The 14736-nt window shown below is 60.5% G+C and carries 11 protein-coding genes and 8 tRNA genes; 16 read left to right on the forward strand and 3 right to left on the reverse strand.

Features of this window, described 5'->3' with window-relative positions:
- The 16 genes from VIM98_RS07945 to VIM98_RS08020 form a co-directional block, all read left to right on the forward strand.
- Positions 1-1100: ATP-dependent metallopeptidase FtsH/Yme1/Tma family protein (locus VIM98_RS07945; RefSeq protein WP_331992563.1), on the forward strand; the 1100-nt coding region annotated here is incomplete at its 5' end.
- 217 nt (positions 1101-1317) lie between these two features.
- Positions 1318-1394, forward strand: a tRNA-Arg gene (locus VIM98_RS07950).
- 178 nt (positions 1395-1572) lie between these two features.
- A tRNA-Pro gene (locus tag VIM98_RS07955) sits at positions 1573-1649 on the forward strand.
- A 27-nt stretch (positions 1650-1676) separates the two neighbouring features.
- Positions 1677-1753, forward strand: a tRNA-Arg gene (locus tag VIM98_RS07960).
- A 15-nt stretch (positions 1754-1768) separates the two neighbouring features.
- Positions 1769-1845: transfer RNA gene (locus tag VIM98_RS07965), tRNA-His, on the forward strand.
- 24 nt (positions 1846-1869) lie between these two features.
- Positions 1870-1945: transfer RNA gene (locus tag VIM98_RS07970), tRNA-Lys, on the forward strand.
- Positions 1946-2068: 123 nt separating this feature from the next.
- A complete protein-coding gene (tmk, locus tag VIM98_RS07975) occupies positions 2069-2749 on the forward strand; it encodes a dTMP kinase (protein WP_331992564.1) in 681 nt (226 codons plus the stop codon).
- Between the two features lie 189 nt (positions 2750-2938).
- A tRNA-Leu gene (locus tag VIM98_RS07980) sits at positions 2939-3023 on the forward strand.
- Between the two features lie 80 nt (positions 3024-3103).
- Complete coding sequence (gene tig / locus VIM98_RS07985; RefSeq protein WP_331992565.1) at positions 3104-4396, forward strand: trigger factor; 1293 nt, start codon at positions 3104-3106, stop codon at positions 4394-4396.
- A 55-nt stretch (positions 4397-4451) separates the two neighbouring features.
- Entirely contained in the window at positions 4452-5081 is a 630-nt protein-coding gene (gene clpP / locus VIM98_RS07990; RefSeq protein WP_331992566.1) for an ATP-dependent Clp endopeptidase proteolytic subunit ClpP, read from the forward strand.
- Positions 5082-5187: 106 nt separating this feature from the next.
- Positions 5188-6486 carry an ATP-dependent Clp protease ATP-binding subunit ClpX gene (clpX, locus tag VIM98_RS07995; protein WP_331992567.1) on the forward strand — a complete coding sequence of 433 codons (1299 nt, stop codon included), beginning with the start codon at positions 5188-5190 and terminating at the stop codon, positions 6484-6486.
- 244 nt (positions 6487-6730) lie between these two features.
- On the forward strand, positions 6731-9202 hold the full coding sequence (gene lon, locus VIM98_RS08000; protein WP_331992568.1) for an endopeptidase La: 2472 nt from the start codon (positions 6731-6733) through the stop codon (positions 9200-9202).
- Positions 9203-9458: 256 nt separating this feature from the next.
- Positions 9459-9806 (forward strand): HU family DNA-binding protein, encoded by a 348-nt coding sequence (locus VIM98_RS08005; protein ID WP_331992573.1) that lies wholly within the window; start codon positions 9459-9461, stop codon positions 9804-9806.
- Between the two features lie 20 nt (positions 9807-9826).
- Positions 9827-9901, forward strand: a tRNA-Val gene (locus tag VIM98_RS08010).
- A gap of 8 nt (positions 9902-9909) precedes the next feature.
- Positions 9910-9986: transfer RNA gene (locus VIM98_RS08015), tRNA-Asp, on the forward strand.
- Between the two features lie 89 nt (positions 9987-10075).
- A complete protein-coding gene (locus VIM98_RS08020) occupies positions 10076-11971 on the forward strand; it encodes a SurA N-terminal domain-containing protein (protein WP_331992569.1) in 1896 nt (631 codons plus the stop codon).
- A 144-nt stretch (positions 11972-12115) separates the two neighbouring features.
- On the opposite strand, the gene VIM98_RS08025 is transcribed toward VIM98_RS08020, so the two are convergent.
- The 3 genes from VIM98_RS08025 to gloB all read right to left on the reverse strand — a co-directional run.
- Positions 12116-12898 (reverse strand): enoyl-ACP reductase, encoded by a 783-nt coding sequence (locus VIM98_RS08025; protein WP_331992570.1) that lies wholly within the window; start codon positions 12896-12898, stop codon positions 12116-12118.
- Positions 12899-13000: 102 nt separating this feature from the next.
- The gene (locus VIM98_RS08030) at positions 13001-14212 is read right to left on the reverse strand and encodes a LysM peptidoglycan-binding domain-containing protein (RefSeq protein WP_331992571.1); all 1212 of its coding nucleotides are present in this window, start codon (positions 14210-14212) and stop codon (positions 13001-13003) included.
- A gap of 2 nt (positions 14213-14214) precedes the next feature.
- On the reverse strand, positions 14215-14736 hold a 522-nt coding region (gene gloB, locus VIM98_RS08035), incomplete at its 5' end, for a hydroxyacylglutathione hydrolase (RefSeq protein WP_331992572.1).

The raw sequence follows: 14736 nt of genomic DNA on the forward strand, positions 1-14736 counted from the left end.
CGCTCAACCAATTGCTGGTGGAAATGGATGGCTTTGAAGGCACGGAAGGTGTCATCGTCATCGCGGCCACCAACCGTCCGGACGTGCTTGATCCCGCGCTGCTGCGTCCAGGTCGCTTCGATCGCCAGGTTGTTGTTGGCCTGCCCGACGTGAAGGGGCGCGAGCAGATCCTGAAGGTCCACTTCCGCGACAAGAAGATCGCCGACGACGTCAGCATCGAGGTCGTCGCGCGCGGCACGCCCGGCATGTCGGGTGCCGACCTCGCCAACCTCGTGAACGAGGCCGCGCTGTTCGCCGCGCGCGAGAACGCGCGCGAAGTGCGCATGAGCCACATGGACAAGGCGCGCGACAAGATCTTGATGGGCGCAGAACGTCGCTCGATGGCCATGAGCGAAGACGAGAAGAAGCTGACGGCTTATCACGAGGCGGGGCATGCGATTGTCGGGCGCCTGGTGCCTGAGCACGATCCGGTCTACAAGGTAACGATCATTCCCCGTGGACGCGCGCTTGGCGTGACGATGTACCTGCCCGAGGGTGACAAGTACTCGATGAACCGCGTGGCGATCGAATCGCAGCTGTGCTCGTTGTATGGCGGCCGCGTCGCCGAAGAGCTGATCTTCGGCGCCGACAAGGTCACTACCGGTGCGTCCAACGATATCGAGCGCGCGACCAAGATGGCCCGCAACATGGCGACCAAGTGGGGCCTTTCCGATGAGCTGGGGCCGGTGACCTACGGGGAAGAAGAAGACGAAGTCTTCCTCGGCCGTTCGGTTACGCAGCACAAGAACGTCTCCAACGAAACCGCACGCAAGATCGATGAAGTCGTGCGCGATATCCTCGATCGGGCCTACGCTCGCACCAAGCATCTGCTGACCGACAACATCGACAAGCTGCATGTGATGGCCGATGCGCTGCTGCAGTACGAGACGATCGACGCGCATCAGATCGACGACATCATGAACGGTCGTGAGCCAGGTCCGCCGGCGGATTGGTCGAAGACTTCGACCACATCGTCTACGCCTCCGCCGCCTCCGCCGCGAGGCGATGCCGGCGCCAAGCTGGGCGATCCGGCGACGCAGACGCGATTCGCGGATCGCTGAAGCCACAAAAAAGCGGCCTTTTGGCCGCTTTTTTGCGGTGCGAGGTTTGCTACTTATAGAGCATCCGGCTTCATCGTCGCGTAGCAAGTCGCTTAACCAATCCGAAAAAAATGTGAAAAAAAGTGTTGACGACCTCACCGGAAGTCTGAATAATTCCGCTTCTCGCTTCGGCGCCTCCTGCTTCGGCAGGCAAAGGTAACGAGGCAAAAGTTTTTAAGCGCCCGTAGCTCAGTTGGATAGAGTACCAGGCTACGAACTTGGTGGTCGGGAGTTCGAATCTCTCCGGGCGCGCCATTTACTAGAAGAGCAATGTTCGCATTGATCTTCGCACCACAGGACAAGGCATCGTCATGTGGTACCGGACGACGAGTTTTGGAGTTCGGTGTGCTTCGATACGGATTGACTAGGCGAAGCGTCACCCGTAGCATTTCAAGGCTTCGGCTTGCGTAAGCGAACGAGGTTTCGAAGTAGTCGGGGTATAGCTCAGCCTGGTAGAGCGCCAGCTTTGGGAGCTGGATGTCGTGGGTTCGAATCCCTCTGCCCCGACCAGCGGGCGCTCTGCACAAAGAGTGCACTGCGCCTGTAGCTCAACCGGATAGAGCATCGGCCTTCTAAGCCGACGGTTGCAGGTTCGATTCCTGTCGGGCGCGCCAGTTGATCGGTTTATGGTGGGCGTAGCTCAGTTGGTTAGAGTACTGGATTGTGATTCCAGTTGTCGTGGGTTCGAGTCCCATCGTCCACCCCAATTTGTAGTACAATTTAAGTTTCAGGGCCGTTAGCTCAGTTGGTAGAGCAGTTGACTCTTAATCAATTGGTCCAAGGTTCGAATCCTTGACGGCCCACCATTCTGAAAAGGCGCTTAGAGCAATCTAAGTGCCTTTTTCTTTGCTCCCTGCCGAGCGCGGCACCATGTTTCTCGTCTTGGGGGCGGCGAGGCTTTTCGCCACGAATCATGTAGAGTTTCTCAAATGACGACCGGACTTATCCCTGGCGGCCTGCTGGTGGCGATCGAAGGTATCGACGGAGCAGGCAAGACGACGCTCGCGCGTGACTTGGCGTCGGGTCTGGCCGCGCATGGCATCCTGGTGGAAACCAGCAAAGAGCCGACGCAGGGTCCATGGGGCACAGTGCTGCGACAGAGTGCCTCGGAAGGTCGCCTGTCGCCGGAAGAAGAAGTCCGGCTGCTGCTGCTCGATCGCCGCCAGCATGTCGAAGAGCTCATCAAGCCCGCCTTGGCAGCCGGCGCGGTGGTCATCCTCGATCGCTACTATCCGTCGATGGTCGCTTATCAGGGAGCGCATGGGCTGCCTGTGGCGCGGCTGCTCCAAGACAACGCTTTCGCGCCGGCACCGGACCTGACCCTGGTGCTCGATTTGGAGCCTTCGCTGGGGCTCGCACGTATTCGTGCCCGTGGCGATAAGCCGAACCTGTTCGAGACAGAGGACAATCTGGAGCGCTGCCGAGCCATCTTCCTGGACATGCAGCTTCCCAGCCGTGTAGTTATCGATGCGTCCAACGATGCCGTCGAAGTGCTGCGCATGGCCTGGAAGGCTGTGATCGAGGCGGCCCGTACCAAGGTCGGTCAGCAATTGCCTGACCATGCCCTGGCCGCACGCCTGCTGCGCCTGGAGGCGGCGGCCCCTGCCTGAGCTTCGGCTTGGACGCGCTTGTAATGCCCCTTTGCCCAACCGTAAAATGGCCTGCTTTCGTGTAAGGGAATCATCGACTTAAGGGCGATGCGATCCGGACACTGGGCGGGGAGGGCGGCGGCGATCCAAGGGTCGTGAATATGCCTTTGAAATCCAGTAGTTACGGGTTGATCCTCGGATTGTCTTGATGCGAGAGTGGCGGAATTGGTAGACGCACCAGATTTAGGTTCTGGCGGTTAATCCCGTGAGGGTTCGAGTCCCTCCTTTCGCACCATCCCTTTGAATTTTGACTTTGATGGCGGCTTACGCCGCTGGCGTCTGTGACGGGCGCCCTATCCAGAACCAGGAGACGTCATGCAGGTTTCGGTTGAGAACGTCGGCAAGCTCGAGCGCAAGCTCACGGTGAAGTTCCCGGCGGAGCGGTTCGAGTCGCAAGTGACCGCGCGCATCGCGGAAATGGGCCGCACGATCCGCCTCAAGGGCTTCCGTCCGGGCAAGGTGCCGACCACGGTCATCCAGCAGCGTTTTGGCGCGCAGGTCCGTGGCGAAGTGCTCTCCGACCTGATCGGCAGCACCCTGCGTGAAGCCGTGGAGCAGGAAAACCTCCGTCCGATTGCCAACCCGTCGATCGATACGACGGGCCAGCCGGAGAACGGTGAGATCGCCTACACCGCCACTTTCGAAATCATGCCGGAATTCCCGGAAATCGATGTGGCCGGACTGGAAATTACCCGTCCGACGGCTGAAGTGACCGACGCCGATATCGAAAAAATGATCGAAACCCTGCGCCAGCAGCGCCGCAGCTTCGAAGCGGTCGAGCGTGCCTCGGCGGACGGCGACTTCGTGATGTTCGAGTATGCCGCACAAGCCGGCGACTACCGCTTCCCGGCCGAAGGCTTGGAGCGGGCTGGCAGCGTGCTCGGCTCCGGCACCCTGTTCAAGGCGCTGGATGAAGCCCTGACGGGTCGCAAGGCCGACGAATCGTTCAACGCCGAAATCGCCTTCCCGGCGGATTTCCACAATGAGAACCTGGCCGGCAAGACCGCCCAGGTCGAGTTCAAGGTCATCAAGGTGCAGGAAGCCCACCTGCCGACCGTCGACGCCGAATTCGCCAAGCTGTTCGGCGTCGTCGACGGCGACCTGGCGACTTTCCAGAAGGAAGTTCGCGCCAACCTCGAGCGTGAGCTGAAGGCAACCCTGATGGCCCGCCTGAAGGGTGAAGTGGCCGAGAAACTCGCCAATGCTCATCCGGAGCTGGACGTGCCGAACCTGATGGTGCAGTCCGAAGCCCGCGGCCTGGCGGCCGGCAGCGTGCCGCGCGGCCAGCAGCCGCCGCCGCAGTTAGTCGAGGCGGCCGTGCCGATGGCACGCAAGCGCGTGATCGCCGGCTTGTTGATGGGCGAGATTGCGCGCAAGCAGAGCCTCACCCTGGAGCGCAAGCGCCTGGCCGAGCAACTGGCAGCCATTGCCTCGACCTACGAGGAGCCGGAGAAGGTCGTTGAACTTTATAACAGCGACCCCCAATTGATGTCTGGGCTGCAAAACCGCGTCATGGAAGACCAGGTCGCCGAGTGGGTCGCGGAACACGCGAAAACCACGACGCAGACGCTGAGTTTTGACGAAGTGATGCGCCCGGTGGGTGCCTGATTCGACATAAATCAGGCACTCTTAAGACAGGCACATCAACCGGAGAGCCACAAGCATGGCCATGGACCCGATCCAGAACCTTAACCTGGTGCCGATGGTCGTCGAGCAGACGGCCCGCGGCGAGCGCTCGTACGACATTTATTCGCGCCTCCTCAAGGAGCGTGTGATCTTTCTTGTCGGCGAAGTGAACGACCAGGTCGCCAATCTGCTGGTGGCGCAGATGCTGTTCCTTGAGTCGGAGAACCCGGACAAGGATATCCATCTGTACATCAACAGCCCGGGTGGCGTAGTGACTGCCGGACTGGCGATCTACGACACCATGCAATTCATCAAGCCGGATGTGAGCACGATGTGCATCGGCCAGGCCTGCAGTGCAGCCTCGTTGCTGCTGATGGCCGGCGCCAAGGGCAAGCGGTACTCGTTGCCCAATTCGCGGGTGATGATCCACCAGCCGTCGGGCGGCGCCCGCGGCCAAGCCACCGACATCGAGATCCAGGCTCAGGAAATCCTGTACCTGCGCCGCCGCCTGAACGATATTTATGTTCAGCATACCGGCCAGCCCCTGGAGAAGATCGAGCGTGACATGGAGCGCGACCGCTTCATGAGCGCCGAGTCCGCCCGAGAATACGGCCTGATTGACGCCGTATTGGACCGTCGTGGCGTCGAATCGGTTAAATCCGCCTGATTAACGGCGTTTCCGGGCCCTTAAAAAGGCGTTCCGTGTCTGGATGCAGACACGGAACGCTGTGTTATTCTCGGGCCGTAACGGTATTGAAAGCAGGATCTAAAGCATGAGCGACGAGCGGCAGGGCCGTTCCAACGACAGCGGCAAGATTCTCTACTGCTCCTTCTGCGGCAAGAGTCAGCATGAAGTGCGCAAGCTGATCGCGGGTCCCTCCGTGTTCATCTGCGATGAGTGCGTAGAGTTGTGCAACGACATCATCCGTGAGGAACTTGAGGAAAAGGCCGCCTCCGGGCGCAGCCAGCTGCCCAAGCCCAAGGAAATCATGGAAACCCTCGACCAGTATGTGGTCGGGCAGACGCGCGCCAAGAAGGCCCTGGCGGTCGCTGTCTACAATCATTACAAGCGGATGGAGTCGCGCCAGAAGAGCGACGACGTCGAGCTAGGCAAATCCAACATTCTGTTGATCGGTCCGACCGGTTCGGGCAAGACGTTGCTGGCCGAGACGCTGGCGCGTCTGCTGAATGTACCGTTCACGATCGCCGATGCCACCACGCTGACCGAAGCCGGCTATGTCGGCGAGGACGTGGAAAACATCATCCAGAAGCTGCTGCAGAAGTGCGACTACGATGTCGACAAGGCACAGTCGGGCATCGTCTACATCGACGAAATCGACAAGATCTCGCGCAAGAGCGAAAACCCGTCGATCACCCGCGACGTGTCCGGCGAAGGCGTGCAGCAGGCGCTGCTGAAGCTGATCGAAGGTACGCTGGCTTCGGTGCCGCCACAGGGCGGACGCAAGCATCCGCAGCAGGAATTCCTGCAGGTGGACACCAAGAACATTCTGTTCATCTGCGGCGGTGCGTTCGCCGGGCTGGAAAAAGTCATCCAGCAGCGTTCCGAGACCACAGGCATCGGCTTCTCTGCCGAGGTTCGTTCCAAGGAGCGTACAGAGAATCTGGGCAAGGTGTTGGCGGATGTCGAACCGGCCGATCTGGTTCGTTACGGCCTGATTCCGGAATTCGTCGGTCGTCTGCCTGTCGTGGCGACGTTGGACGAGCTGGATGAGCCTGCTCTGGTGAAGATCCTCACCGAGCCGAGGAACGCCGTTACCAAGCAGTTCCGTCGCCTGTTCGAGATGGAAGGCGTGGAATTGGAGTTCCGCCCCGAAGCGCTGCAGGCGATCGCTCGCAAGGCGCTCAAGCGTAAGACCGGCGCGCGCGGACTGCGAACCATTCTCGAGCAAGTGCTGCTCGATACCATGTACGAGCTGCCGTCGCTTGAGCATGTAAGCAAGGTCGTGGTCGACGACGCCGTGATCGACGGTCAGGCCGAACCTTACCTGATCTACCGCGGCAATCTACAGCAGCAGCGGATCGCGGGCGAATCGGGCGGGGATGCTGCCTGAATGCAAATAGAGTTCTACCGGCGGCGATGGCCGTCGGTAGAGCGCAAAGCATAGACGTTTTTTCTTTGCGCTGAACTCCTTACAACCGATTCATCGGTAACTTTTCGCATAAGCAAACGGCCCCGACAGGGGCCGTTTGCTTATGCACTTGTTCTGAACTGTCGGCGCCTCCACTTGACGTATAAGAGCCTCCGGCGCAGTGTCGGGGCGAGTCGATTCGTTTTTCCCCCGAGGGATTTTTTACATGGCAAAAACCGCCTCACTACCCTTAGCCACCGGAGCCACCCTGGACGCGTTGCCAGTGCTTCCGTTGCGCGATGTGGTGGTCTATCCCCACATGGTCATTCCTCTGTTCGTCGGCCGCGACAAGTCGATGCGCGCGCTTGAGCGTGCGATGGAAGGGGAGCGGCAGATCCTGTTGGTGGCACAGAAGAGCCCGGATATCGACGATCCGGAAATCGACGACCTGCATCAGGTCGGCACGCTCGCCGGTGTACTGCAATTGCTCAAGCTGCCCGACGGCACGGTCAAGGTGCTGGTCGAAGGCCAGTCGCGCGTGGCCATCGAGAAGTACCACGAAGACGGCGGCATGTTGACCGCGACGTCGCGTGTCATCGAGTCGGTGTACAGCGCCAAAGAGCGCGAGCTGGACGTCGTGTCGCGTACGCTTATTTCGTTGTTCGAACAATTGGTCAAGCAGAGCCGCAAGCTGCCGCCCGAAGTACTGGCGACGCTGTCGGGTATCGACGATCCGTCGCGCCTGGCCGATTCGATCGCCGCGCATTTGTCGGTCCGCATGGCCGACAAGCAGAAGGTGCTCGAGACTGCCGACGTCGGTCAGCGCCTTGAGTTGCTGATCGGTCTGGTCGATGGCGAGATGGATCTGCAGCAGGTGGAAAAGCGCATCCGCGGCCGCGTCAAGTCGCAGATGGAAAAGAGCCAGCGCGAGTACTACCTCAACGAACAGATGAAGGCGATCCAGAAAGAGCTCGGCGAGAGCGAGGATGGCCCGAACGAAATCGAAGAACTGCAAAAGAAGATCGACAATGCGGGCATGCCCAAAGCGGTGCTCGCCAAGGCACGCCAGGAATTCGGCAAGCTCAAGCAGATGTCGCCGATGTCGGCCGAAGCGACGGTGGTGCGCAACTACCTCGATTGGCTGGTCGGCGTGCCGTGGAAGAAGCGCTCCAAAGTACGCAAGGATCTTCAGCTCGCACAGGAAGTGCTCGATGCCGATCACTTCGGTCTGGAGAAGGTCAAGGACCGTATCCTTGAGTACTTGGCTGTGCAGCAGCGCGTCAATGTCATGAAGGGACCGATCCTGTGTCTGGTCGGCCCGCCCGGCGTAGGTAAGACCTCGCTTGGCCAATCGATCGCCAAGGCCACCAACCGCAAGTTCGTTCGCATGAGCCTCGGCGGCGTGCGTGACGAAGCGGAAATTCGCGGTCATCGCCGGACCTATATCGGTTCGATGCCCGGTCGCATCGTGCAGAACATGAACAAGATCGGTACCAAGAATCCGCTGTTCGTGCTCGACGAAATCGACAAGATGTCGATGGACTTCCGCGGCGATCCGTCCTCGGCGTTGCTCGAAGTACTCGACCCGGAACAGAACCACGCTTTCAACGATCATTACCTTGAGGTCGACCTGGATCTGTCCGAGGTCATGTGGGTCGCCACAGCCAATTCGCTGAATATCCCCGGCCCCTTGCTGGACCGCATGGAAGTGATTCGTATCCCGGGCTACACCGAGGACGAAAAGCTCGCCATCGCGCAGCGCTATCTGTTGCCCAAGCAGCTGAAGGCAAACGGTCTGAAGCCGGAGGAGCTGAAGGTTGCCGAGGAAGCCGTGCGCGACATCGTGCGTTATTACACACGCGAATCTGGCGTCCGTAGCCTCGAGCGCGAGATCTCCAAGATCTGCCGCAAGGTGGTCAAGGAGCTGACCCTGGGCGAGGTGAAGAAGGCCAAAGGTAAGGCGAAAGCCAAGCCGAGCCACGTCGCGGTCGATTCGGGCAACCTGGAGCGTTACCTGGGTGTGCGCCGTTTTGACTTCGGTCGCAAGGAGCAACAGAACGAAGTGGGCCTGGTTACCGGTTTGGCCTGGACCCAGGTCGGCGGCGATCTGCTCAGCATCGAAGCCTCGGTAGTCAACGGCAAGGGCAGGCTGGTGCATACCGGCCAGCTCGGCGATGTCATGAAAGAATCGATTCAGGCTGCACTTTCGGTGGTGCGTGCGCGAGCGGACCGGCTCGGTATCGATCCGGCCTTCCACGAGAAGCTTGACGTTCACATCCACGTGCCGGAAGGTGCCACGCCCAAGGATGGCCCCAGCGCGGGTATCGCCATGTGCACGGCGTTGGTCTCGGCGCTGACCAAGGTGCCGGTACGCTCGGAAGTGGCGATGACCGGCGAGATCACCCTGCGCGGACGGGTGCTGCCCATTGGCGGCCTGAAAGAAAAGCTCCTGGCCGCGCATCGCGGCGGTATCACCACCGTGATCATTCCGGAGGAGAACAAGAAGGATCTGGCGGATATTCCCGCCAATATCACCCAATCGCTGGAGATTCACCCGGTGCGTTGGATCGACGAAGTGCTGGATATCGTGCTGGAGCGTCCCCTGGTGCCGCGTGTCGCCGATGCCGAGGAAACGACAGCCGCCAAGGTCGACAACGCTGTCGAGGAGACGGGCGAAGCACACGTGCGACCGCACTGATCGCTTGCGGCTGTCTGTCGGCAAGATACGAGGAGACATGCTTGGCATGTCTCCTTTTTTATGTCGAATGAATCGCGTTGCAACGTTCGATATGTCGTTCTTGCATGTCGTCATCGACATGCGTTATAGGCCGAAAACCGTTGGTACGCCTTGTATTGCGGACCCTCGGGGGCGCTGGTATAAAGGGCGGCACCGCCGTCGGACGCTACTATCGAGCGAAAGCGATGCGGGGTTGCGAGATAGCGTTTCTCCGTCAATGAAACATTGGCGGCGTTATTTCGTCCCAGAATGTTTAAGCGGGCTGCATAACCGTATTGAAGGGAGTGTCTCAATGAATAAAACCGATCTGATCAATGCCGTCGCCGAAAAGGCCGAGCTCACCAAGGCCGATGCCGGCCGCGCGCTCGAAGCGTTCTTCGAGACCGTGCAAAAGGCTCTGAAGAAGGGTGACGACGTGTCGGTCGTTGGCTTCGGTACGTTCACCGTGCGTAAGCGCGCTGCCCGCACCGGTCGCAACCCGCGCACCAACGAAGTGATCAAGATCAAGGCCTCGAAGGTCCCCGCTTTTAAGGCTGGCAAGACGCTGAAGGATGCCTTAAACTAAGCGGCTACCTGCTTGGTTTCGGGTGCTTAGCTCAGCGGTAGAGCGTCGCCCTTACAAGGCGAGGGTCGTAGGTTCGATCCCTACAGCACCCACCAGATTGTGTGGAGCGGTAGTTCAGTCGGTTAGAATGCTGGCCTGTCACGCCGGAGGTCGCGGGTTCGAGTCCCGTCCGCTCCGCCACAGAACGCAAGGGCGCCCATGTGGCGCCTTTGTTATTTATAGTCCCGGCGGAGAGGCCGGTTGTCGGAAACGATTGCGAGATCACTTCAATGTTGCAGGCACTACGTAACAAGCTTCATGGATGGCCGGCGATCCTCGTCCTCGGCATCTGCGTGTTTGCCGTCGCATTTTTCGGCATCGAGTCTTACTTCATGGGGCGGACGGATACCTTCGTTGCCAAGGTGAACGGCCAGGAGATCAGCCAGCAGCAGTTTCAGGATCGCCTGAACAGTCTGCGTCAGCAGGCTGCTGAGGCAAAATCCGACACCAGCGTCTACGAAAAGCCTGAGATGAAGCAGCGCATCGCCGATGCGATGATCGCGCAGGCGCTCCTGACCCAGACCAGCGAAAAGCTGGGCATGCAGGTACCGGTGTCGGCCGTACGCGACCGCATCGCCTCGCTACCGTACTTCCAGCTCAATGGGCAGTTCGATCCCACGACTTATCGCAACACGCTTGCGGCGCAAGGTATGACGCCGTCCGGCTTCGAGGCGCAAGTACGTTCCGAACTGAAAGTGCAGCTGCTGCCCGATGCCTTGGTCGGTAGTGTGGTGGTCACCGATGCCGACGTCGATCGTTTCCTGAATCTGCAATTTCAGCGTCGTGACCTGCGCTTCGTTTCGTTGCCGCGCGCGACCGACGTCGATGGCAATGTCACCGATGCGCAAATCGATGAGTACTACAAGGCCCATCCTGCCGATTTCATGAATCCGGAGACGGTTTCGCTGAGCTACCTGGAAGTCAACGGTGCCGATCTGAAACCCGAGACACAGGCGAGCGATGAAGAATTGAAGAAGCGCTACGAGGCCGAAAAGCAGCGTTTTCAGAAAGCCGAGCAGCGCCTCGTTTCGCATATCCTGATCAACGTGCCGAAGAACGCCACGCCCGAACAGCAGAAGGCCGCGCTGGCCAAGGCGGACAAGATCGCCGCCGAGGCCACCCCGGAGAACTTCGCCAAGCTGGCTGAGCAGGATTCGGAAGACTTGGGCTCGAAGCGCCAGGGCGGCGATCTGGGCTGGTTGGAAAAGGGTGTCGCCAACCCTGCGTTCGATTCGGCGCTGTTCGCGCTGCAGAAGGGCCAGGTCTCCAAGCCGGTGCTGTCGCCCGACGAGGGCTATCACATCATTTACCTGCGCGACGTGCGCGCCGGCGATGTCAAGCCGTTCGAAGAAGTGCGCGCGCAGCTGGCGCAGGAAGCGGCCAAAGCCGAAAGCGATCGACTTTACAACGATGTGGCGGGCAAGCTTGCCGACAAGACCTACCAGTCCCCGTCCACGCTGGAGACGGCAGCGCAGGAGCTGAAGCTGCCGATCAAGACGACCGAAGCGTTTTCGCGCCAGGGTTTGCCGACCGGTCTGGCGGCGAATCCCAAGGTAGTGGCTGCGGCATTCTCCGATGACGTGCTTGCTCAGGGGAATAACTCCAGCTTGATCGATCTGGGCGGCGACCATGCGGTGGTGATTCGCGTCGAAAAACATGTTCCGGCCGCACTGCGCCCGTTGGCTCAGGTGAGCGACGATATCCGCAAGCGCATTGTCGACGAGCGCACCGCAGTGGCAGCCAAAAAGCATGGCGACGAGTTGCTGGTGCGTGTGCAGAAGGGCGAAGATCTGCAAACCGTCGCCGGTACGGCTGCTGTGCATACGGTTGCCGATGCGCAGCGCTTCCAGGACAACGTCCCACCGCCCGTGCTCGCGCAGGCATTCAAGTTACCTCACCCAGCCGATGGCAAGCCCCAGTACGCTGTCGTGCAATTGCCCGATGGCAGCGTCGATCTGCTCGCGGTAGACAAGGTGCAGGGGGCGGATATGTCCAAGATATCCGCGGAGGAGCGCACCGCCTTGCGCGACCAGATGCGCCAGGCTTATGGCTCAATGCAGACGCAAGGGTTGATCGATGCGCTCAAGCTGAGCTCCGATATCAAGGTCGCTGCCGATCGCATGTAAGCAGCACTACGGTTCAAACAAAAAGGCGGCCTTTGGGGCCGCCTTTTTTGTGTGCGCCAGATCGAACTTGCCTCCGTGTGCTCTCCACAGGCTTCGCCCGGGGAGAGGGCTGGGATGAAGAGCGTGCCGCAAAGAAACCAGTCGTTACCAATCGCTCATCGCCAAGATCCCATATCCGGCATCCACATGCACAACCTCGCCGGTCATCCCGGACGCCAGATCCGAGCACAAGAACGCAGCAACATTTCCCACCTCGTCGATGGTGACACTTCGCCTCAGCGGCGCGTTGCGCTCCACATGCTCGAGCATTTTGCGAAAGTCGGCGATCCCCGCAGCAGCCAGTGTCTTGATCGGCCCGGCTGAAATCGCATTGACCCGCGTGCCCTCCGGACCGAGGTCGTAAGCAAGGTAGCGCACATTGGCCTCGAGGCTCGCCTTGGCCGGGCCCATGACGTTGTAATTGGCCATGGCCCGTTCCGCACCGAGATAACTCAATGTAAGCATGGCCGAGCCACGTCCGGTCATCAGCGGCCGCGCCGCCTTGGCCAGCGCCGCAAGGCTATAACTGGAAATATCGTGCGCAATCGCGAAGCCCTCGCGACTCAGGCCATCGACGTAGTCGCCCTGCAGTGCTTCGCGCGGCGCATAACCTGCCGAATGCACCAGGATATCGAGGCTGTCCCAGTGCTTACCAAGCTCGTTGAAAACCGAGTCGATCTGCGTATCGTCGGCAAGGTCGCAGGGCAGCACGATGTTCGAGCCGAACGCTTGCGCGGCTTCGTCCACGCGATCCTTCAGCCGCTCGTTCTGGTAGGTAAAGGCGAGCTGCGCCCCTTCGCGGTACATCGCATTGGCAATGCCCCAGGCGATCGAGCGTTGACTGGCGATACCGACAATAAGAGCGCGCTTGCCGTGCAGAAATCCCATACGGCCTCCATGGACGCGGCTTGGTCGAGCATAACGCGGATAGGATTTTTTGGGGTTACTGGCGAAACCCGGGCGAGCGATGCAAACGATGTTGACGGATGCTCAGCCGCCGTTGATCGCGATCGTCTGGCCGGGCTTCAATCTGGCGCCCGACAAATGATTCCAGCGCTGCAATTGCTTGATCGTAACGCCATGCTGGCGCGCGATGGCCGATAGCGTGTCGCCGGATTTGACCTTGTAGGTGGCTCCCTTGCTCGCGGAACGGGCCGGTTGGTCGTCCGCCGCGGCGAGAGGGGCGCCCTCGGCGGGAACCAAGGACATGTCCGCCAATGACGCCGTGGCCGACTGGGTGGCGGTCTGGCGGAACTGTTCGGCTTTGCCGCTGGGTAGCAGCAAATAGGACGCGAGGTTCGGATCGATCGTATCGCTGCGGAAACCGGGGTTGAGGAATTTGAAGTCGCTCACCGACATCCCCGCATGGCTCGCTGCCTGTGCCATGGGCATGGCCTTATCCACTTCGACCTTGACCAGCCGCTGGTCGGAGGTAAGGGTCGGCAGGCTTACCTGGAAGCGATCCGGTTCACGCACCACGCAAGCCATTGCCAGCAGTTTGACCAGGTGCTCGCGCGTGATCCGCTTGACCGGCATCCGCGGTATGGCCGGATCCGCCGGGGGCATCCCGTATTTGCCGATCAAGTTGCGTACGGAGAATTCGCCTGCGTTATAGGCATAGTCGACCATCCGCCAATCGCCGAGATCGTCGTGATATCGGCGCAGCAGCGCCATGATCTTGTCGGTGGCCTGGGAGGCGTCCAACCGGCCGTCGTATCGTTTGTCCATGCGCATGCCTAGCGCACGCGCGGTGGCAGGCATGATCTGCCACATGCCTGCAGGGTTGTTTTTGTGTCCTGGCACTGGGCGATAGTGACTCTCTACCCAGGGCAGCAGCACGAACTCGCCGGCGACCTGATGCTTGGCGGCAATCTGCTCGACATAGACCAGGTGCGGGAGTACGTCGTTGAGTTGTTCCTGGAAGCGTTGCGGGTTGCTCGTAAACTTCCTGGCAGCATCGACAATGGCTGGGTCCGCATCGCAATCGTCCATAGCGAAACTATTGCGCAGCCGATCCCAGACATTGTTGGCCACCGGCGCGGCGACAGCTGCCGGTGCGACCGGGTGATCGATGTCGCCGACCTGGGGCGTGCCTTGCGGCGGAGCAATATCAGGCGCTGAATGGGGCGACTTGGGCGGAGCGGACACACAGGCAGCCAACAGTCCCGTCAATGCGAGTGGAAGCGGGCGAAGGCGTCGCATGGTCATCCCCGAAAGACATCCTTGGCCGCCCGCAGGGCCGCGAACCGGCCCACCCGATCGGTTACGGCCTGCGATGCGCCTTCGCGCGCGCACCAGGCCGCTACGGCGGGGCTATCCACGCGCAGGAACGGATTGGCAGCCAGTTCGTCGACCAAGGCAACTGGAAGGCTGGGCTTGCCGGCCAGACGCAAGGTATTTACCTGGTCCAGACGCGCGTGCAAAGCAGCGTTGTCCGGTTCCACCTGCAGGGCAAAGCGCCCATTGGCTGCGGTGTACTCGTGAGCGCAGCACACCAGCGTATCGGCAGGTAAGGTGCGCAACCGATCCAGTGAAGCGAGCATCTGCTCGGGGGTGCCCTCGAACAGACGGCCGCAGCCCAGGCTGAACAAGGTGTCCCCGCACAACAGCACCCCTTCGCCGGCATAGGCAACATGGCTGGTCGTATGTCCGGGTACGGCCATCACTTCGAAGCGTGCGGACGGGACTTCGAGCACGATGCTGTCGCCGTCGACGACACGGCGGTT

It is taken from the genome of Dyella sp., assembly GCF_036568765.1.
Classification (GTDB): Bacteria; Pseudomonadota; Gammaproteobacteria; order Xanthomonadales; family Rhodanobacteraceae; genus GSA-30.

Excerpts from the sequence above, each read along its gene's own strand:
- tmk (WP_331992564.1), top strand. The coding sequence starts at position 2,069 with ATGACGACCGGACTTATCCCTGGCGGCCTGCTGGTGGCGATCGAAGGT.
- tig (WP_331992565.1), top strand. The coding sequence starts at position 3,104 with ATGCAGGTTTCGGTTGAGAACGTCGGCAAGCTCGAGCGCAAGCTCACG.
- clpP (WP_331992566.1), top strand. The coding sequence starts at position 4,452 with ATGGCCATGGACCCGATCCAGAACCTTAACCTGGTGCCGATGGTCGTC.
- clpX (WP_331992567.1), top strand. The coding sequence starts at position 5,188 with ATGAGCGACGAGCGGCAGGGCCGTTCCAACGACAGCGGCAAGATTCTC.
- lon (WP_331992568.1), top strand. The coding sequence starts at position 6,731 with ATGGCAAAAACCGCCTCACTACCCTTAGCCACCGGAGCCACCCTGGAC.
- VIM98_RS08005 (WP_331992573.1), top strand. The coding sequence starts at position 9,459 with ATGAAACATTGGCGGCGTTATTTCGTCCCAGAATGTTTAAGCGGGCTG.
- VIM98_RS08020 (WP_331992569.1), top strand. The coding sequence starts at position 10,076 with ATGTTGCAGGCACTACGTAACAAGCTTCATGGATGGCCGGCGATCCTC.
- VIM98_RS08025 (WP_331992570.1), bottom strand. The coding sequence starts at position 12,898 with ATGGGATTTCTGCACGGCAAGCGCGCTCTTATTGTCGGTATCGCCAGT.
- VIM98_RS08030 (WP_331992571.1), bottom strand. The coding sequence starts at position 14,212 with ATGCGACGCCTTCGCCCGCTTCCACTCGCATTGACGGGACTGTTGGCT.